The following is an 18,539-nucleotide window of genomic DNA, read 5'->3' as shown; positions in this document are numbered from 1 at the left end:
AGCTCATGAATATAATTAATTTATTAAAACTATATAATATAATTAACGAAAAGTCAATAAAATGTTAATAAACTCCTTGTATTAGCAAAGCGATTCTATTAAACCTTTGATAAACTTAACATTTTGAGCAGCTTCCTGCATTTCCTTTTGTACCACAAACTTGTTGTCAGGGCGTAATTTAGCAATATTAGGGTGTTTTGCAACATAAGCCATGATTTTATCCGGAAACTTAGGTGTTTCATTGTAAAATGCCAAAACAACACCTTTAGGACCAGTATCAATTTTAGAGATTCCTGCTTTTATACAAACTTGCTTAATCTCAATAATAGTAAATAAATGCTTTACAGAATCAGGCATTGCGCCAAAACGATCGACCATTTCGGAATAGAAAGAGTCAAGCTCCTGCTTATTATTTAGCGCCGCAATCCTTCTATATAAGTTAAGTCTTAAATTAATGTCGGCTACATATTCTTCTGGGATAAGTACTGGCAAGCCAATATTAATCTGTGGGCTTTCATGAGTAATTTCTTCATCGGTTTTGTTATCTTTAACCTGCTCTATAGCATCTTTTAGCATTTGCTGATAAAGCTCAATACCAACCTCACGGATATGACCAGATTGCTCATCGCCAAGCACGTTCCCTACGCCTCTGATATCCATATCATGGGTAGCGACAGTAAAACCAGCGCCAAGACTGTCAATTTTATGCATAACTTCCAGGCGTTTACGTGCTTGTGGTGATATTATATTAAGTTTAGGTGTAATTAAGTAGGCAAATGCCTTTATTTTACCACGCCCTACTCTTCCCCTCAGCTGATAAAGTTGAGAAAGTCCTAGCATATCAGCTCTATATATAAGTATTGTATTGGCAGATGGTACGTCTAAGCCAGATTCTACAATGGTAGTAGATAGTAAAATGTCAAAATCACCGTCATAAAAACCGTTCATAATATCATCAATTTCATCGGGTTTCATCTGACCATGGGCAATTTTATAGGTGGCTTCAGGTACTATTTGGCTAAGTTTAATACGTACTTCCTCTATGTCACTAATCCTTGGGCAAACAAAAAAACACCTTCCTCCCCTTGCCTTTTCATTCATTATTGCTTCACGAATAGTTACAGCATCGAATGGAGTAACAAAGGTTTTAGTCACCATTCGGTCAACTGGAGGGGTCGCAATAATACTCAGGTCACGAATTCCTGAAAGCGACATATGTAAAGTGCGAGGAATTGGGGTTGCAGATAAAGTAAGAACATGCACATTAGCCTTCATTTCCTTGAGCCTTTCCTTTTGCACCACACCAAAATGCTGTTCTTCGTCAACTATCATTAGGCTTAAATTATTGAAATATATAGTTTTGGCAAGTAACGCATGCGTTCCAACTACAATATTCACGCTGCCATCTTTAAGACCATCCTTAACCTTTTTAGCCTCAGACGGTTTAACCAGCCTGGATAGCATTTGCACATTAACAGGCATATCTCTAAATCGGTTAGTAAAATTACGGTAATGCTGCCTTGCAAGTAAAGTAGTTGGACAAACAATTGCTACCTGATTTGTTCTGCCTTCGCTGCCAAATGCCGCAACAAATGCTGCTCTTAAGGCAACTTCGGTTTTTCCAAACCCTACGTCACCACATATTAGCCTGTCCATTGGTCTGCCTGAACCTAAATCATCAATTACGTCTTCAATTGCCGCTAGCTGATCATCTGTCTCAACATATGGGAATCTGCCGCAGAATTCATCGTATAAACCATTTGGAGCAACTAAGGTTTGACCTTTACGCATCGAACGCTCGGCGGCAATCTTAATAATAGACTCAGCCTCAATTTTAATACGGTTTTTAAGCTTAGCCTTACGCATTTGCCAAGAAGCAGCCCCAAGCTTGTCAAGCTGGACACCATCATCTGCACCGTAACGTGTTATAAGGTCAATGTTTTCAACGGGAATGTAAAGCTTATCGTCACCTAAATAGACTATTTTAATACAGTCATGCTGCTCACCCTGAATTGTAAGCGTCTCTAGCGATTCAAACCTACCGATTCCATAATCCCCATGAACTACAAGCTCACCTGGATTTAAATTTGAAGCCTCAAATATAAAGTTTTCAGTATTTTTAGAGGAGATTTTTGAAGATTTTCTTTTAATTCTATAACCCAGAAGCTCCTCTTCTGATACAAAGAGTATATTACCAGCGATTATTCCATTATCGATAGGGAAATTTATAACGCCTATAGTTTTTGGGGATAAGCTTTTTATATCTGATATTTCATTAATATAGATACTGTTTATGCTATAAGATTCTAAAATATCCAGCATTTTTTCACAAGAGCCTTTAGAGCTTGAGCAAACTACCACTCTATCAACCGAAAACTTATTGCGCGCTTCTTTAAGATACTGAAATACATTAATATTTAAGCTGGCTTTAAAATTACTATATTTTATGCCTAAATCATCATAATCACCAAACTCATGCAGCACATGGCTTGGAGTTATCTCACCTTCAACATCCCATATTTTATTTGCGGGAAGTGCGTTATAGGCTATTTCCTCTTGATTTTTAAGGCGAATGCGAAGGTTGTAACTTTCTAATATATGGTCATCTAAAGCGCTATATTCAGCAATATCTCTTTCATATGCTATAACGCTAAAATCATTTAAAATCTGAAGTACTGGTTTAACTTCACTATAAAATAAAGGTAGCCAGTTTTCCATCCCCTGATATTTACCGCCATTGACTATAGTTTCATAAAGTGGATCTTTATTACTTATTGCAAACTCGCTTAGGTAATGTTCTTTAAAATTCTGAATGTTTTTATCAAATAATAAAACCTCGCATACAGGCAAAATCAAAAGCCGTTCGCGCTTGCTGTTAGATGTTTGGGAAATGAGATCAAACTCTTTAATTGATTCAATCTCATCACCGAAAAAATCTATTCTAAAACCTATGCCCTCTTCAGATACTATATCAATTATACCGCCCCTTACGGCAATATCGCCTATTTCACTAGCTATAGAAGTGCGGTTATAGCCAATTAAAAGTAATTTACTAACTAATTTATCCCTGTCTATCCGTTTACCTGATTCAATTAAAATGCTGGCATCTTTATAGTATTTAGGATCTGGTATTTTTTGCTTTAACGCCGCTGCAGTTGTAACAATAATGTCAGCATAGTCAAGATTACAAAGAGTACTTATTCTTTCGCTCATTATCCTTATATTTGGCGAGACTCTATCATATGGCTGAATATCCCATGCGGGGAACATGTGGACTTTTTTAGAAGGCGAAAGTTTATATAACTGCTCACAAAGTAATGCTGCTTCTAATTCATTTGGTGCGATAAGCACGGACTTTTGGGGAATTTTATTAGCAAAAAAAGCATAACCTGCCCTTGGTACTGTGTAGTTTTGCATACTCTACCTATCAATACCAGCCATGATTTTATCAAAAATCATATTATATTCACTGGGGACTTCTTCTTTACCCATTACCCAGTTCATTATATTTACATCTTCTTCAAGCAAGAATTTTTCATATATATCAAGCTCAATGTCAGTAAGCTCATTTAAATAATGATCGGCAAAATGGGTAAGAACATAGTCAGACTCTTTGCAGCCCCTATGTACGCTTTGATAATAAATTTTCTTCAGCCTATTTTGATCTTCTTGCGACATTCTTAAGACTCTTCTTAGTTTTATCATGTTCTATTCTAGCATCACACTCTATTCCGCGATCTAATATTGTCAAATGATATCTGCGGTTATCTGGCATATTATTGTTGGTAATTTTTTCTAGTTTCACATAAAAATGACTCTTTTTATTAGAAGTCTTACGCATTATAAAATTAGTAATGTGAGTACCTTCAAGAGCATTATAAATTGTATGCATAAGAGATATTTTTAGCTGATTACCATTGCATTCACTTTTTTTATAAATAGACGATGATATTAACAGGATCTCAAGCTTGGGAAGCTTTGCCAGGATTTTTGGTATGAAGCTTATTGATTTTTCATCAAAAAAGTTATAACGCACCTCTAAGGATTTTAAATATGAAACACTTGGTAACTTGGAAATAAAGTCAAATAAATCTTCTTTAAAATTATTACTGTTTAAAACCAATCTTGAAAGTTTAGGTACGTTAAATATTTGTTCAAGTATATTTAATACATCAGCTGAAGCGGACAAGCAATTTTTAGATAAATCAACCGCATTCAGTCTTTTCATCCTTGCAAAGCATTGCTTAAATAAACTTAAACCGTTTCCCCATACTCTTCCTCCCCTTAAACTAAAGCTCTCAAGGTCATAATTATATTGTAACATTTTAGGAATGGCTCCTATATCAAATCCTGCAACCTCTTTAAGCCAAAAGGTTTTGGGCGAATGCTTTGAAATGATTTTATCAAATATTAAAGCTCTGTATGAAGGAGGAAAACTATGACCGCTTATCTTTAGCCCTTCTGTAATGCTAATTGCATTAATAAACTCAGGAGTTAGCTCAACTTGGTTTTCATCAAATAATATAGTTTTAAAGTTACATTTTTTAAGTAATTCAAATGCATTAGTATCAGGAAAAAGATTGCCATTATTCATAATATTTAAATAGCTTAACTGAGCATTTTCAGCCAGATATTTAAGTATATTAGCCATATCTAAACTGCTTAGCTGGCATGTATCAATTTCCAGCTCTTTTACGCAAAGTTTAGTTAAGCAATCAGTTTGAAATCCTTGTAGATTATTATAATTGAAAACCAGCTTATCTACTTTAATATTGGCATTCAATAAGCTTGGTAATATTTGACTATCTAAACGACTGCCCGATAAATCAAGTACTTCATAACGTTTCTCATGAGGTGAATCAATGTTTTCAAAAGCTTTTTTTAAGCATAGACCCGCATTTAAATTAGTGAAAGATAATTTAGTCAATTTAAGTTCTCGGTGAACCCATGCTAAAATTCCATTAAGCTGATTTTGGGTAAAGTTTGCTTTATCAAAATATAGACCCGATAAATTTGAAATTTTCTCTAAAAGTGGCAATATAGATTTAAAATCTTCAGCATTGTAACCCTCTAAATGGATTGCGACACTTTTATACGAGTTGGCTTTTAAAGCTACGAAAATATCTATATCATTACTACTTTGCTGTTCATTAAGTTTTAGTACTAAAGATATATTTGTATAAGTTGAGCTAGTTGTATTTATAAATTTTATTATTTCCAAATAACCCTGAACATCAGCACTTAAATCCATTATTAATGTGTAGGTATAAGATGATAAAATACACTTATTTTCATCATTAAATTTTCTAAGTAAATGAAAGTTATTAGTGCAATTAATAACGAAATCAAGGTTTGGTGGCAAATTTATTAAAGGAGCATTTTTTCTAGCTTTTACAAACCTTATTGAAACTAAAGCTTTGTAATTTCTAACTGCATGAGGATTTAAGAATTGCTCAAAAAACCAATTCCAGGAAGCAAGACTTGTATTAAAATTTTTATAAAAAGTAAGTAGCTCTACAGTATATGGCGCATTATTTTTATCAAGTATGTAAAGGCTTTCTAAATCAAGTCTATTATTTAAATAAATATGTTTATCTATAATTTGCTTTAAGAGATGTAAGGTGCTTCTAATGTCTAACCTTGATTTGTCAGGTAAGTAATCTAAAATTTTAGTTAATATCTCAACTGGAAGATCAGTTAATTTCATAAAATACACCCTGCTTATTTCAATAATAAATATCCTATTAACATAAAGTAGTAAACGATTTTATAAAGATTAATCTTTTATAGATCTTGCAACAGATGCTACTGCTATATATTTAGCTCCGTTTTCTTTAAGTATTTTACAACATTCATTAACTGTTGAGGCTGTAGTTACGACATCATCTATTAAAAGTATTTTTTTATCTTTTACTATGTTTAAATTGGTAATTTTAAATGCCCCTTCTAAGTTTGTTAGCCTTGATTTAAAGTCTAAAAGCCTCTGAGGTGTTGTATTTCGGATTTTGATTAGAGTATTATGGTTTACAGGAATTCCTAGTTTTTCAGACAAATGCTTGGCTAATATCCCCGCCTGATTGTACCTTCTGGAAATTAATTTATAATAATGAAGCGGCACGGGTATAATTAAATCAAAATTATCTTTAATGTTAGGAGCCAAATATTCAATATAGGTTTTTGCATATGAAATTTGGTCAAAAAACTTAAACTTATGAATATTTTCTGATATTAATTCGTTATAATAAAAAGCAGTATAGATTTTATCAAAATAATATTCATGTGTTGTACAGCGATAGCATTTTTTGTGGCTTTTACTTATAAAACCTTCAATCGGCTCAGCACACTGCATACACGATTGGTTGGTATAGAACTTAAGTTTATGAAAACATTTGAGACAAATATCAGATTCCTCCACAATACAATTGCAAAATATACATTTATGAGGAAAAATAACCTTACTAAAATTTTTAACCGTACTTACTAAAATACAATGCAGATTTTTAACCGCAGTAAATATATTACCCATCGAATACGCGCCAGACAAAACTTTGATAAATATGACTTTATAGTGCAGCATAGCATTGAAAATATCAAGGAAAGATTAGCAGAGATGCAAGGCTTTAGACCCGAAAAAGTTTTAGATATTGGCGCTAGAAAAGGATATTTTGAGGAATATGAAAATATACTAGGTACTGAACTGCATGAATCTTTAAAACCTGAGTATAATAACACATTAATTTGTGATGATGAATTTTTACCATTTGATGAAGGATCTTTCGATTTAATTATATCAGTTTTAAATAACCATTTTATTAATGACTTGCCAGGTCACTTGATTCAAGCCAAAAACATTCTGTTAAAGGGAGGATTGTATATTAGCAGCTTTTTGGGCGGCAGAACTCTTCATGAGCTAAGAGAAGCAATGCTAAACTATGAGATTAACTATAGTGGCGAAGTCACTCCACATATCTCGCCAATGATCGACATAAGAGATGCCGCAAGCTTAATGCAGAGATGCGGCTTTGAGGGTGCGGCTGTAGATATTGAAACTATTGAAATTGAGTATCCTGATGTTTTGAAACTTATGCATGATCTTAGAGGGATGGGCGAAACCAATTGTTTGATACAATCAGGTTATAAACTTAAAAAAGATGCAATTGACACGATTAATAATATATATAAAGATATATGTAATGGTAAAATTTTAGCTACTTTTGAAATAATCACCGCTACAGGTTTCAAAAAATAAGCTTAGGACAGCGCAAATGGATAACAACGAAAAAGATGAAGGTTTTAAATTAGAAGAAAAACACAAAAATCTACTTTTTAGAGCATTAGATAAAACGTTTGAACTAGGTGGTAACTTAGCTGTAAAGATTATGACGTTTATTCAGCTTGGATTATCTGCTGTTTTTGCAATTGGACTCTGCGCTGAAATGGCTCCATTGTTTCAAAGATTTATTAGCATAGACTTTATAGCATATACTGCCGCATTTATTGTAAATTTTATAATATGTTATTTTATTATCTCCATATTAATTTTCTTCGCAAAATGGTTTTAACAAACTCACCTTCAAATTTAAGGTTTTCTAAGCACTCAAATATTGACTAAATACCAAAATATATATTTAATAGCATATTGAAATTTGATTTGAATAAAGTCACTGTATTATCCGCTATTAAATTATAAAACCGGTTTTATAAATCATGGAAAGTAATAACAAATATAAGGTGCTTGCCCGCAAATACCGTCCGCAGAATTTTACCGACCTTGTAGGACAGGAAAATATGGTAAAAGTTGTTAAAAACAGCTTTGAAAGCGGTCGTATACATCATGCTTATATTTTTACGGGTATCAGAGGCGTTGGAAAAACAACAACAGCGCGTATTATTGCAAAAGCATTAAATTGTAAGGGAGTCGATGGTCTCAATAACAAACCAACACTTGACATATGCGGCGTTTGCTCAAGCTGCGTAAGTATTATGGAAGATCGCCACCCTGATTGTTTAGAAATGGATGCTGCAAGCAAAACAAGTATTGAAGATGTAAAGGAAATCATTGATTTTGCAAGATATTTACCCGTTTCAGCACGCTATAAAGTTATTATAGTCGATGAAGTGCATATGCTTTCAAATAAGGCATTTAACGCTTTACTTAAAACTTTAGAAGAACCACCTGCTCACGTAATATTTATATTTGCAACTACTGAGCTTAAGAAAATACCTGTTACTATAGTCTCTCGTTGTCAAAAATTTGAACTTCGCAGGCTTTCTGAAGATGAACTTACAAAACACCTTAAAAATATATGCAATAAGGAAAAAATTAGCTTTGAAGAAGAAGCTTTGCAAATTATAGCAATTAGCAGCGAAGGTTCAGTGCGTGACAGCTTATCCCTGCTGGATCAGGCGATAAACCATTCGTTAGAGGAAGATAACGGGGAAGTAAAAGCTGAAGAAATTATTAAAATTCTTGGCAGAGCTTCAAATGATAATTTGCTTCAGTTATTCAGGCACATTTTATCTGGTGATGCTCAAAACACTATTAGTCTCGTTAATGAAATGCTATTGTCGGGTGCAATGCCGATGGCACTTAACGAAATGCTTCTTGAACTCACCCATTCAGTAAGTTTACTTAAGCAAAACATAAAGCCAAATGGTGGGCTATATTTATCTAAGTCTAATATTGAATCTTTAAACTCTATAATTACCGATACTTCAATTGCAGTTCTTACCAGACTATGGTCTATGTTACTTAAAGGTCTTGAGGAAATGAAAATTTGTCATGATCCAAAGCTTGCATTAGAGATGCTTCTTATGAGACTGTGCTTTGTTAAAGCCTTCCCTACCCCAATTGACTTATTATCAGGAAACGGAGGCGGAAGTATCCAGCAAACAAGCCCCAGTACAAAAAGCATTGTTTCGGTAGCGCAGGAAGTTTATACTAAATCACCGTCGTCTTTTGATGAGGTAATTCACTTATGTGAGAAAAAAGGTAAGCTGATTGTCGCGAGCCAGCTTAAGCGTGATGTAAGACTGGTTAAGTTTAGTAGCAATTCCATAGAACTTAACCTTTTTGATGCGCCTAAAACGTTAATTACAAATCTTAAACAAGATTTAGAAGAATGGACTGGAGAAAGCTGGACAGTAATTAGCAGTGAAGAAACTGGCGAGGCAACTGTCAAAGAGAAAATTCATATTGAAACTAACAAGAAAATTTTAGATGCATCAAGTAATAGTAATATAAAACAAATACTTGACACTTTCCCTAAATCGAAGGTAGTTTCAGTGGATGATATTTTAGTTTCGTAAAAATTTTTTTGTAAGTTATTTACAGAAATTAAAAAACTATGGAGAGAAAATGAGTTTTAATATCGGAAAAATGATGAAGCAAGTTCAGGACATGCAAAAAAACATGGCTGAAATGCGTAAGAAAATGGAAGACACAGAATACGAAGGTAATAGCGGCGGAGATGCAGTGAAAGTTGTTGTTAGCGGCAATGGCTTTGTAAAATCTGTAAAAATTAACCCAAATGTTATCGATCCTTCTGACCCAGAAATGTTAGAAGACCTTATTATTGCAGCCGTAAACGATGCTAAAAAACGCGCTGATGAAACATCTGAAAACATGGTATCAGGAATGATGGGCGGACTATCACTTCCACCAGGGTTCAAGTTCCCATTCTAATATTGGTACATACGTGCAGGCAGAAATCGACAATTTAATATATGCTTTTTCAAAGCTTCCGGGTTTAGGACCCAGGTCAGCAAGAAGGATTGTCATACATTTAATGCAAAACAAAATTAAATCTATGCGCCCTCTTTTTGAAATGATTGGGGTGGTCATAGATAAAGTCGACAGATGCCGCACTTGTAACAACCTAGATGTATCTAATCCTTGCGCAATTTGCCTTGATGAATCTCGAACCAGTTCTCAGCTATGTATTGTAGAGGATGTAAGTGACTTATGGGCATTAGAAAAAGGTGGGTTCTTTGAGGGAAAGTTTCATGTTTTGGGCGGAACTTTATCTGCAATTGATGGCATTGGTCCTGAACAACTTGCTATAGAGTCCTTGATACATCGCCTTGAAACAGGTGAATTTGAAGAGGTTATTTTGGCAAATAACCCAACCGTTGAAGGCAAAACAACAGCGCATTACATAACAGAAAGAATTAAACACCTTCCGATAAGAATATCACGCCTGGCTTATGGTATTCCTATTGGCAGTGAAATAGATTATTTAGACGAAATGACCTTGTCTGCGGCTATTGCATCAAGACAAACAATAATGAGTGAGTGAGAAAATGTTTGGAGAGCTTGGAATATTTGACTATATTATAGTTTCAATAGTTGTATTATCTTTACTTATAGGGTTTTTCAAAGGATTTATCGCCACAACATTATCGCTGGTAAGGCTAGTTTTATCTTTTATCTCAGCAACAATGTTATCGCAATACACCCTTTTATTTATTGATAATAAAATACCAAATAAAGATATTGCCGAATATGTTGCTTTTATAGCAACTTATATTATTACGTATTTACTAATTTCAATTGCTAAATACTATGTTACTTCTTTATTTGAAACATTAAATAAGGGTGCAGTTGATCGTATGATGGGCAGCCTATTTGGGCTAATCAGAGGTATTGCTATAAGCTGCTTTATTTTTGTATGCATTTTAGGTATTACAGGATCACTGAATGTAAAACATAGTAACGATATATATAAAATCCAGTTTCATGTAAAACATGAAACCGAGCCAAAATGGCTTCAAAACAGTGCCATGCAGCCTAAACTTACAGAATTTTCTAAAATGCTGATATCATATATGCCAGCATCATGGTGGTACAAGCTTGAGTCTTATATTGTTACTAAAAAAATGCAGGCAGAATCATTTAATGACCCAAATACCGAGCTTTTAGAAAGTATTATTAAAGATAGCTCTAAAAAGAAAGAAATCAATGAACTGCTCAATAAACTTAAAAACAGCAATGATTCAAAGTCTATTCAAGACTTCCGTGATCTGTTAAACAAAGATGATATCCATAAAAATTTCTCATATGATGAGTTTAAAAATATGATGAAAATTTTGGATAAACTTGAAATTAATGCAAACGAAGGTAAATAATGGACTTAACAGGCAAAGTTGTTTTAGTACTTGGCGCTACAAGCACTACAGGTAATGAACTAGTACTTAGTTTTTTACAAAAAGGCGCAGCAGTTATAGCTTTAGGTAAAGACAAAACTAAGCTTGAAAAACTCTCAGATATTGCCCAAAAAAATGGCTTTGAAATTGTATTACTACATTTAGATATTACTAAGCATGCGATGCTACCTGTTATGGCTAACAGTATATTTGAAAGATTCGGCAAGCTTGATTACGTAGTAAACTTACTTGCATATTCATCAGAAAGCATGCCCCTGCTCCACATAAATGATGATGTTATAATCAAGTCCATTAATACTAATATTACATCGCAGATTTTACTTTTAAAATACATTAGTCCACTCATGGAAAAATCACAAAGCCCTGTATTTGTACATTTTTCATGCAAGTGGACGCAGGAAATGGCTTATAATTTACTTTTTAATGCGGGGAAAGCTGCAGTCGAATCAGCGATTAATGACTGGAAAAAAGAAATAGTTAACCCTAACCTCCAGCTTGAAATTTATACTCCTGAAGCATTTGCGTCTAAAACCAGAAGAAAAATTTATCCTGACGAAAATCATGATAATTTGCCAAAACCTATTGATATTATTGAAAAATTATTTAAAATACTTGATAATAAGCAATTAGAAAATATTGAAGGCTAAAATATGTTCCCAGAACAGGTAGTTTATAAAGTTAATACTCATGAAGTTTATTGTGATGGCGAAAGCCCTGCAATAGGTCATCCGAGAGTTTTTTTAACTATGGGTGAGGCAAAAGAAATATCCTGCCCATATTGTAGTAAAAAATTTATATATGAAAATAAATAATTAATATTCACGAGGATCTACGAGAGTTTATATGAATCCTAAAATTGTTCCTCGTCTAAGAATATCATTTTTTTTAACTTCAATATTATTTGTATTCCTATCTTTAATTCCGGTTCTTCCTGAAATTAAGCCCATTTTACCATCAATCGTATTTATACTTATATTCTTACTTACTTTAGTTTACAGCAACATGATACCTGACTGGTATTTGTTGCTCTTAGGCATTGTAAGTGATGTTATTTCAGGTAAATTAATTGGCACTACCGCATTTTGTTATTTAATTGTTAAATACATTATAATGTATCACAGAAAGCGCTTTTTTAGCCTTAACTTTGTATTCACAACAATTGGCTTTATTGTTACTACACTTGTTATTAACGCTCTGCAAATTGCGTCATCACATTTTTTGCAAGGAAAAGAGATTAATTTTCATGATCTTGGACTTCAAATTATAGCATCAATTTTAGTCTTTCCATTTGTATATTATTTATTTGTAACCAGAATCACAAATGACACAAAATAATGAAATTACCGAACTTGAAGAAGCTGATATAGAAGCTTATTCGCCCTCTCCTTTTTATATTGGCCACAGGCAAAGGGCAAAAGAAAGATTTTTGAAATCTAAGCCAGGGTCATTTTCAGAATATGATCTGTTAGAGCTTGTTCTGTTTTATGTTGTACCGAGAAGCGATACGAAGCCAATAGCAAGGGAACTTTTATATAAGTTTGGGTCAATTTCTAAAATACTTAATGCATTGCCTAATGAATTAAAAAACACTAAAGGTCTTGGTAATTCGGCATATACTTTTTTTAGACTAATAAAAGAAGTGTCTGCTAAACAACATGAAGAAGAAATGAGGTCAAAGCCTATTTTAGAGTCATGGAGCGCTCTTATAAAATACGCCAGAACAACTATGGGTCATTTAAAAACAGAAGTTTTTAGAGTGATTTATCTTAATAAAAAGAATATGATTATCGCTGATGAATTTCAGGATTTTGGTACAGTTGACAATACACCGGTGTACCCGCGTGAAATTATCAAAAAAGCTTTAAATTATGAAGCAAGTTCAATAATTTTACTACATAATCACCCAAGTGGGAATACCAATCCATCTAAGTCTGACATTTATTCTACTAATGATATTCAAAGAATTTGTCTATCACTTGGCATAGAACTTATCGATCATATAATTATATCTGGTGAGAGTCACTATAGCTTCAAAAATAACGGACTCCTCTAAATATTTGTTGGCTTTTTCAACTATTTTTTGCAAATATAAAGAAAAATAGGAGGAAACTATGAAAAAGAATGTTGCTGTTATCCTATCAGGATGTGGTTATCTTGATGGATCTGAAATAAGAGAGGCGGTACTTACTTTATTAAGCCTGGATGAGCTAGACCTTACTTATACGATTTTTGCACCCGATAAAGACCAGCATCACGTAGTAAATCATGTTACAAATCTTGAGGAAAATGAAGAAAGAAACATTATGATTGAGTCCGCGAGAATTGCCAGAGGTGAAATAACACCACTTGCAGAGCTAAATGTTAATGATTTTGAATCGCTTATTTTACCTGGAGGCTTTGGTGTTGCTAAGAATTTCTCTTCTATAGCATTTGACGGGTCTAATGCTACAATAACTGAAGATATTGATAACATTATTCAGGAATTTCACAGGCAAGATAAAAAAATAGGCGCAATTTGTATAGTCCCTGCCCTTATCGCCTTAAGTTTTAAAGGTAAAAAATGCCTTCAAGTTACACTTGGCGATGACAATGAAAGTAATCGGAACTTGATTGAGGGAATGGATTCAAAGTATATTCCAACCACCCCTGGCACTATTTGCATTGATGAGACCCACAAAATAGCATCATGCGCCGCATATATGCGTAGCCCTAAACTGAGTATTATTCATCAGGAAATTAAGCAAGTAGTTGAATACTTAGCAAAAACTTTATAATTAATAACAATCCGCAATTATAAAAGAGGAATGAAGATTTATTCCTCTTTTTTACAATTTTTTCATAAAAAGCTTTAAATTTTATTAAACTATAGATACACTGTATTTGTGTACCAACCAACTATCCATTTTAGGAGGATAAAATTGTTTAAACATTAAAATTAAGGAGAAAAAAATGTCTAAAACTACTAAAATTAATATAATTACCGTTTCACTGCTTTTATTTCTTGTCTCTGCATTTTCGCTAATCCCTCGACTTCATCAACCTTCTGAGTATTATGACTTTGCAGATACACGCGTTTTCTTAAATATTCCGAATAGCATTAATGTACTTTCCAATATTCCTTATATTATTTTAGGGGCTATCGGTATGGCATTAGTTCTTACTCGACACCACAGTAACAGATTAATCAAGTTATACGCTAACTTCCCATATTCAACCATATTCATTTGTTCTGTATTATTAGGCATGGGTTCCATTTATTATTATTCGGATCCAAGTCATTACACCCTATTTTGGATGAGATTACCACTTACAATTATATATATGGCAATAATGTGCTTACTTCTAGAAGATAGAATTAGCATTAAATCTGGTCATATATTGCTTTTTATTTCGGTTTTAATAGGTGCAAGTAGTGTGCTACAGTGGGAATACACAGAGCTTACAAATAAAAGCGATATCAAGTTTTATGAAATAATTCAGTTCATCCCTTTTGTTGTATCAATGGCAACCTTAATATTATTTCCAAGAGGCTTTAAAGAGGATAAATATTGGTTTAAAATCTTCGCATGGTTTTTAATTGGTAAAATCTTTGAAATTTTTGATTATGAAATTTTCCATTTTACATCTGAGTTATGTAGCGGTCATACATTTAAAAACCTTGCTTCAGCAATGTCTATTTATTATGTGGTCAAATACTTGAGTCATAAAGGTAAATACGCAATATCCAGAGACTGATCATTATTATTTAAGTAGCACTTGCTACCTAGTAAATGAGTTACTTGTATGGATATCAGACCTTGGTTGGTACACATGATTTCCAAAAGAAATTTCCACTTTTTTATTAATAAATTTCTCATACTCTTCTTTAAATGCCAAAGTTAACATCTTAGTATAAGAATTATCGAAATTTTGCGAGTGAATTTGCTGATTAATTGAATGAAATATGAATTTTTCCAAATGCACAGAATAAGTTTCAAAACAAACGCATTGCTTTGTATTTAATACATTCGTGATTATCAAATTACTAAATGCCATAAATACGTTAAACAAATCAATATTTTTATTAAACATATCATACAACGCTTCCTTTTTAATAAAATTCGCTTTGCTTATTTCTTTAAATTTTAATGAAAAGTTATACAAAATCTTAGCGTATAGAACATTTTTTAAAATCAAATAACTTAACTCTGTTTCTTTATAACCAGCATCTAACAAATCATTACATTGAAAAAACTTTAGCTCAGGATTTATGCTATAAAATTGCCTTATTGCATAAGAATCTCGAAATTGCATAAACCCTCCAATATTTTAAAGCTTTTATGATTTCAATTTAATCACTTTAAAATCAAGTAGCATTAATAAGCCTATACCTAAGCATATACTAATATCTGCATAATTAAAAGCAGGCCAGTGATAACCATAAGCATGAAAATCTAGAAAGTCTCTAACTGATCCATACATGATTCTGTCAATGGAATTTCCAATAGCTCCGCCAATTACCATACCAACAGAAGTTGCGTATAAGTAATGCACATAATCTTTAATATACCATAATAAATAAACTGATATTATGCAGGCTATAATTGGAAAAATAAATACCCCATATTCAGGATTTTGAAACATTCCAAAACTTACGCCAAAATTGCGCACTACAACTAAATTAAAAAAATTTGTAACTTCAACATATCCTTGTTTATTATTATATAGATAATCAAAGGCAATATCCTTAGTTGCAAGATCAATAACGGCACTGCCCAGACTTACAAATAAAATACAGCAGTATTTAAACAACTTTTCGGCTTTTTGCATAATTTATATCTTCCTGAATTTGATGTTTAAGCGCGCTTTCATCCGGAAATTTTCTTTCTGGTCTGATATAATCTTCAAGCTCTACCTGAATGATTTTATCATATAAATCTATAGATTTATCTGTTAGAAGGTGAACTTCTAGAAGCTCGTTAGCATTTTTTTCTATAGTAGGTCTTACACCATAATATACGACTGCATTATACTTTTCACCCTCAGCGGTAACACTCGCTACATACACACCATGCGCCATAGCAATATTAGGCATTAAAAGATTTGCTGTAGGAAACCCCATTTGAGACCCAAACCTTTTTCCTTTAACTACCCTGCCATAAATACTATATTTATTAGCAAGCATGTTATTTGCTTCTGCTATATTACCTTGATAGAGCATTTTGCGAATATTAGATGATGAACATAAATTATCGTTTAGCGTTACCTTTGGAATTACTACAATTTCAAATCCAAAGTAAGTAGCCATAGACTGTAGCAACCCTACATCGCCCATTCTTTGCTTGCCAAACATAAAATCATAACCAACTACAACAATTGATGCTTTAAGAGCCTCAACTATTGCATCTTTTACAAAGTAACTAGCATCTAAATTACAGATTTCCTTATTAAAACGCTGAAGTAATAAGTAATCTGGTTTATATTCTTGAAGCTTAAGGATTTTATTACGAACGTTATAGATCATTTTAGTATATTCAATCTTACCACAGGCAAAAAGCTGCATAGGATGCGGATGAAATGTCATAACTACTAATGGCAAATTATGACTTCTAGACAATTCTTTGGCAGTACTTATAACCTTATGATGACCATGATGAATACCATCAAAGTTGCCAATAGCTAATATGGTTTTTCCATCTAAGTTCTTAAAGCTTGAATAATCTCTGAATATTCTCATAAACTATGAACGTGCCATTTTCTTTTTAAGATCAACCAGTATAGGCGCTGCAATAAAAATTGATGAATATGTACCAACTGCAATTCCAAAAAGCATTGCTATGCTGAAACTCTTAATAACTGCCGCTCCAAAAAGCACAAGAGCAAGGTTTGCAAGCATAGTTGTAGCGACCGTAAGAGTCGTACGTGATAAAGTTTCGTTAATACTTTTGTTTATAATCTCATACTGTGGTAATTTAAAGAAAATACGGAAATTATCACGAATTCTGTCAAATATTACCACACAGTCATTTACGGAGTATCCGATAACCGTAAGTATTACAGCAATCGAAGTTAAATCAAACTCCAGACCTGTTAAGGAGTAAAACCCCAAAGTAAGAATTGCATCGTGTACAAGCGATAAAACCGCACCAATACTATATTCCAGGTCAAATTTACTCCAGATATAAATCATAATACCTATAAATCCTGCAATGGTTGCAATAATTCCATTCATTATAAGTTCAGCACCAACTTTAGGTCCTACAAAATCTACTCTGTTATAATTTACCTTAAGATATTTTGATGATACCACCGCCTTTATATTATCAATAAGTTCAACTTGAGTATCTTGCTTTGTTTCACCAATTGTAAGGGTAATTTCATTAGGATTATTACTATTTGATAGTGTGAACTCAGCAATTTGAGAATCTTCAAGATGCTTTCTAAGGTCAGAAACTTTAAATCCCGGATCTTCAATTGATGCTTCTACAACCACACCTCCTGCAAAATCCACACCCAAATTTAGCCCTTTAGTTGCTAGCAGCACAAAAGACACGAGTACAAGCGCTACAGAAATAAAATAATTTATATTTTTAAGTTTAACAAAGTTAATATTGGTATTATCGGGAAAAAAGCGAATTGGTAACATAATTTATTCATCCATTTTGTGGGTGTTGGCTATCTTTATTGAAGTCAATAACGATGGTTCTAATGATTTCAAAGGTTATAGCAAAAAATATCGCCAGATACAAACTAGATTTCGATATTTGTATATTAAATCCGTTAATTATCAGGCTTATGCCTAGCAAACTAACAATACTTAGCGCCAAAACCTTAATAGACTGATGTTTATAAATCATTTTTCCAAGCTTACGTGATAAAAACATCATGAGAATTACAGTAATCATAATGGAGATCACAATAATTGAAGCATGCTCACTTACACTTACCGCTGCCATGATAGAATCAAAAGATAAGATCATATCGATAACTATAATCTGAAAAATAACAGGGTAAAAGCCGCTTCTAACCTGCATGGTTCTTACTGAGCCGTTTCTTTTACTAAGTTCATATAATTCGCTGATAGCTTTTATTAACAAGAACCCGCCACCTAAAAGCTGAAAAATGTTACAAAATGACAAAGAAAAGCCACCGATTGTAACCAAAGGAGTTTTCAGGTTTCTGAAGAATACAGTTGTAATTAATATTAGTACCCTAAAGATTAAGGCAAGCATAAGCCCAATATTTCTGGCTCTCTCCCTCTCTTCATGCTCTAAATTATAAACTGCCACAACAATAAAAATAAGGTTGTCTATTCCCAGAACCAGTTCAAGCCCGAGAAGCGTTAGCAAGCTAAATGCGCTGTCTAAATTAAATAAATCCATATATAGGTATTG

Annotated in this window: 20 protein-coding genes; 11 read left to right on the top strand and 9 right to left on the bottom strand. The window is 33.1% G+C overall.

Annotated features, from left to right (window positions below; genetic code table 11):
• Positions 1-81 precede the first annotated feature (81 nt).
• The 4 genes from BGO27_05585 to BGO27_05570 all read right to left on the bottom strand — a co-directional run bounded on the left by BGO27_05585 (position 82) and on the right by BGO27_05570 (position 6,487).
• Complete coding sequence (locus tag BGO27_05585) at positions 82-3,417, bottom strand: transcription-repair coupling factor (protein ID OJV12192.1); 3,336 nt, start codon at positions 3,415-3,417, stop codon at positions 82-84.
• A gap of 3 nt (positions 3,418-3,420) precedes the next feature.
• Positions 3,421-3,678 carry a hypothetical protein gene (locus BGO27_05580; protein OJV12191.1) on the bottom strand — a complete coding sequence of 86 codons (258 nt, stop codon included), beginning with the start codon at positions 3,676-3,678 and terminating at the stop codon, positions 3,421-3,423.
• Positions 3,656-5,707, bottom strand: a complete 2,052-nt coding sequence (locus BGO27_05575) for a hypothetical protein (GenBank protein ID OJV12190.1) — start codon at positions 5,705-5,707, stop codon at positions 3,656-3,658. The genes BGO27_05580 and BGO27_05575 overlap by 23 nt, the downstream gene beginning before the upstream one ends.
• 69 nt (positions 5,708-5,776) lie before the next feature.
• A complete protein-coding gene (locus BGO27_05570) occupies positions 5,777-6,487 on the bottom strand; it encodes a hypothetical protein (protein ID OJV12278.1) in 711 nt (236 codons plus the stop codon).
• An 81-nt stretch (positions 6,488-6,568) separates the two neighbouring features.
• On the opposite strand from BGO27_05570, the gene BGO27_05565 reads away from it, so the two are divergent.
• From BGO27_05565 to BGO27_05515, 11 genes are all read left to right on the top strand, one after another.
• Entirely contained in the window at positions 6,569-7,249 is a 681-nt protein-coding gene (locus tag BGO27_05565) for a hypothetical protein (protein ID OJV12189.1), read from the top strand.
• A gap of 16 nt (positions 7,250-7,265) precedes the next feature.
• On the top strand, positions 7,266-7,562 hold the full coding sequence (locus BGO27_05560) for a hypothetical protein (GenBank protein ID OJV12188.1): 297 nt from the start codon (positions 7,266-7,268) through the stop codon (positions 7,560-7,562).
• Between the two features lie 145 nt (positions 7,563-7,707).
• Positions 7,708-9,309 carry a hypothetical protein gene (locus BGO27_05555; GenBank protein OJV12187.1) on the top strand — a complete coding sequence of 534 codons (1,602 nt, stop codon included), beginning with the start codon at positions 7,708-7,710 and terminating at the stop codon, positions 9,307-9,309.
• A gap of 49 nt (positions 9,310-9,358) precedes the next feature.
• Entirely contained in the window at positions 9,359-9,685 is a 327-nt protein-coding gene (locus BGO27_05550; GenBank protein OJV12186.1) for a YbaB/EbfC family nucleoid-associated protein, read from the top strand.
• 13 nt (positions 9,686-9,698) lie between these two features.
• Positions 9,699-10,298: a recombination protein RecR gene (locus BGO27_05545; GenBank protein ID OJV12185.1), complete on the top strand. Its 600-nt coding sequence runs from the start codon at positions 9,699-9,701 to the stop codon at positions 10,296-10,298.
• A 4-nt stretch (positions 10,299-10,302) separates the two neighbouring features.
• The gene (locus tag BGO27_05540) at positions 10,303-11,127 is read left to right on the top strand and encodes a hypothetical protein (protein OJV12184.1); all 825 of its coding nucleotides are present in this window, start codon (positions 10,303-10,305) and stop codon (positions 11,125-11,127) included.
• Entirely contained in the window at positions 11,127-11,813 is a 687-nt protein-coding gene (locus tag BGO27_05535) for a hypothetical protein (protein ID OJV12183.1), read from the top strand. The genes BGO27_05540 and BGO27_05535 overlap by 1 nt, the downstream gene beginning before the upstream one ends.
• 196 nt (positions 11,814-12,009) lie before the next feature.
• Positions 12,010-12,501: a rod shape-determining protein MreD gene (locus BGO27_05530; GenBank protein ID OJV12182.1), complete on the top strand. Its 492-nt coding sequence runs from the start codon at positions 12,010-12,012 to the stop codon at positions 12,499-12,501.
• Entirely contained in the window at positions 12,488-13,219 is a 732-nt protein-coding gene (locus BGO27_05525; GenBank protein OJV12181.1) for a hypothetical protein, read from the top strand. The genes BGO27_05530 and BGO27_05525 overlap by 14 nt, the downstream gene beginning before the upstream one ends.
• A 58-nt stretch (positions 13,220-13,277) precedes the next feature.
• Entirely contained in the window at positions 13,278-13,940 is a 663-nt protein-coding gene (locus BGO27_05520; GenBank protein ID OJV12180.1) for an isoprenoid biosynthesis protein ElbB, read from the top strand.
• 175 nt (positions 13,941-14,115) lie between these two features.
• Positions 14,116-14,901: a hypothetical protein gene (locus BGO27_05515; GenBank protein ID OJV12179.1), complete on the top strand. Its 786-nt coding sequence runs from the start codon at positions 14,116-14,118 to the stop codon at positions 14,899-14,901.
• A gap of 24 nt (positions 14,902-14,925) precedes the next feature.
• Here the strand turns inward: BGO27_05515 and BGO27_05510 are convergent, their stop codons facing one another.
• Genes BGO27_05510 through BGO27_05490 form a run of 5 tightly spaced genes read right to left on the bottom strand, consistent with a single transcriptional unit; the run spans position 14,926 to position 18,527 of the window.
• Positions 14,926-15,459, bottom strand: coding sequence for a hypothetical protein (locus BGO27_05510; protein ID OJV12178.1), 534 nt, complete (start codon positions 15,457-15,459; stop codon positions 14,926-14,928).
• A 24-nt stretch (positions 15,460-15,483) separates the two neighbouring features.
• Complete coding sequence (locus tag BGO27_05505; GenBank protein ID OJV12177.1) at positions 15,484-15,975, bottom strand: signal peptidase II; 492 nt, start codon at positions 15,973-15,975, stop codon at positions 15,484-15,486.
• Positions 15,950-16,882 carry a riboflavin biosynthesis protein RibF gene (locus BGO27_05500; GenBank protein ID OJV12176.1) on the bottom strand — a complete coding sequence of 311 codons (933 nt, stop codon included), beginning with the start codon at positions 16,880-16,882 and terminating at the stop codon, positions 15,950-15,952. The genes BGO27_05505 and BGO27_05500 overlap by 26 nt, the downstream gene beginning before the upstream one ends.
• Positions 16,883-16,885: 3 nt before the next feature.
• Entirely contained in the window at positions 16,886-17,791 is a 906-nt protein-coding gene (locus BGO27_05495) for a protein-export membrane protein SecF (GenBank protein OJV12175.1), read from the bottom strand.
• Positions 17,792-17,798: 7 nt separating this feature from the next.
• On the bottom strand, positions 17,799-18,527 hold the full coding sequence (locus BGO27_05490; GenBank protein OJV12174.1) for a hypothetical protein: 729 nt from the start codon (positions 18,525-18,527) through the stop codon (positions 17,799-17,801).
• Positions 18,528-18,539: the final 12 nt, after the last annotated feature.

It is taken from the genome of Alphaproteobacteria bacterium 33-17 (genome assembly GCA_001897445.1).
Classification (GTDB): Bacteria; Pseudomonadota; Alphaproteobacteria; order Rickettsiales; family 33-17; genus 33-17.
The sequence above is the reverse complement of the archived record's forward strand: the minus strand, read 5'-3'. Positions and strand labels throughout refer to the sequence as shown.

Excerpts from the sequence above, each read along its gene's own strand:
- BGO27_05585 (OJV12192.1), bottom strand. The coding sequence starts at position 3,417 with ATGCAAAACTACACAGTACCAAGGGCAGGTTATGCTTTTTTTGCTAAT.
- BGO27_05580 (OJV12191.1), bottom strand. The coding sequence starts at position 3,678 with ATGTCGCAAGAAGATCAAAATAGGCTGAAGAAAATTTATTATCAAAGC.
- BGO27_05575 (OJV12190.1), bottom strand. The coding sequence starts at position 5,707 with ATGAAATTAACTGATCTTCCAGTTGAGATATTAACTAAAATTTTAGAT.
- BGO27_05560 (OJV12188.1), top strand. The coding sequence starts at position 7,266 with ATGGATAACAACGAAAAAGATGAAGGTTTTAAATTAGAAGAAAAACAC.
- BGO27_05555 (OJV12187.1), top strand. The coding sequence starts at position 7,708 with ATGGAAAGTAATAACAAATATAAGGTGCTTGCCCGCAAATACCGTCCG.
- BGO27_05550 (OJV12186.1), top strand. The coding sequence starts at position 9,359 with ATGAGTTTTAATATCGGAAAAATGATGAAGCAAGTTCAGGACATGCAA.
- BGO27_05540 (OJV12184.1), top strand. The coding sequence starts at position 10,303 with ATGTTTGGAGAGCTTGGAATATTTGACTATATTATAGTTTCAATAGTT.
- BGO27_05535 (OJV12183.1), top strand. The coding sequence starts at position 11,127 with ATGGACTTAACAGGCAAAGTTGTTTTAGTACTTGGCGCTACAAGCACT.
- BGO27_05530 (OJV12182.1), top strand. The coding sequence starts at position 12,010 with ATGAATCCTAAAATTGTTCCTCGTCTAAGAATATCATTTTTTTTAACT.
- BGO27_05525 (OJV12181.1), top strand. The coding sequence starts at position 12,488 with ATGACACAAAATAATGAAATTACCGAACTTGAAGAAGCTGATATAGAA.
- BGO27_05520 (OJV12180.1), top strand. The coding sequence starts at position 13,278 with ATGAAAAAGAATGTTGCTGTTATCCTATCAGGATGTGGTTATCTTGAT.
- BGO27_05515 (OJV12179.1), top strand. The coding sequence starts at position 14,116 with ATGTCTAAAACTACTAAAATTAATATAATTACCGTTTCACTGCTTTTA.
- BGO27_05510 (OJV12178.1), bottom strand. The coding sequence starts at position 15,459 with ATGCAATTTCGAGATTCTTATGCAATAAGGCAATTTTATAGCATAAAT.
- BGO27_05505 (OJV12177.1), bottom strand. The coding sequence starts at position 15,975 with ATGCAAAAAGCCGAAAAGTTGTTTAAATACTGCTGTATTTTATTTGTA.
- BGO27_05500 (OJV12176.1), bottom strand. The coding sequence starts at position 16,882 with ATGAGAATATTCAGAGATTATTCAAGCTTTAAGAACTTAGATGGAAAA.
- BGO27_05495 (OJV12175.1), bottom strand. The coding sequence starts at position 17,791 with ATGTTACCAATTCGCTTTTTTCCCGATAATACCAATATTAACTTTGTT.
- BGO27_05490 (OJV12174.1), bottom strand. The coding sequence starts at position 18,527 with ATGGATTTATTTAATTTAGACAGCGCATTTAGCTTGCTAACGCTTCTC.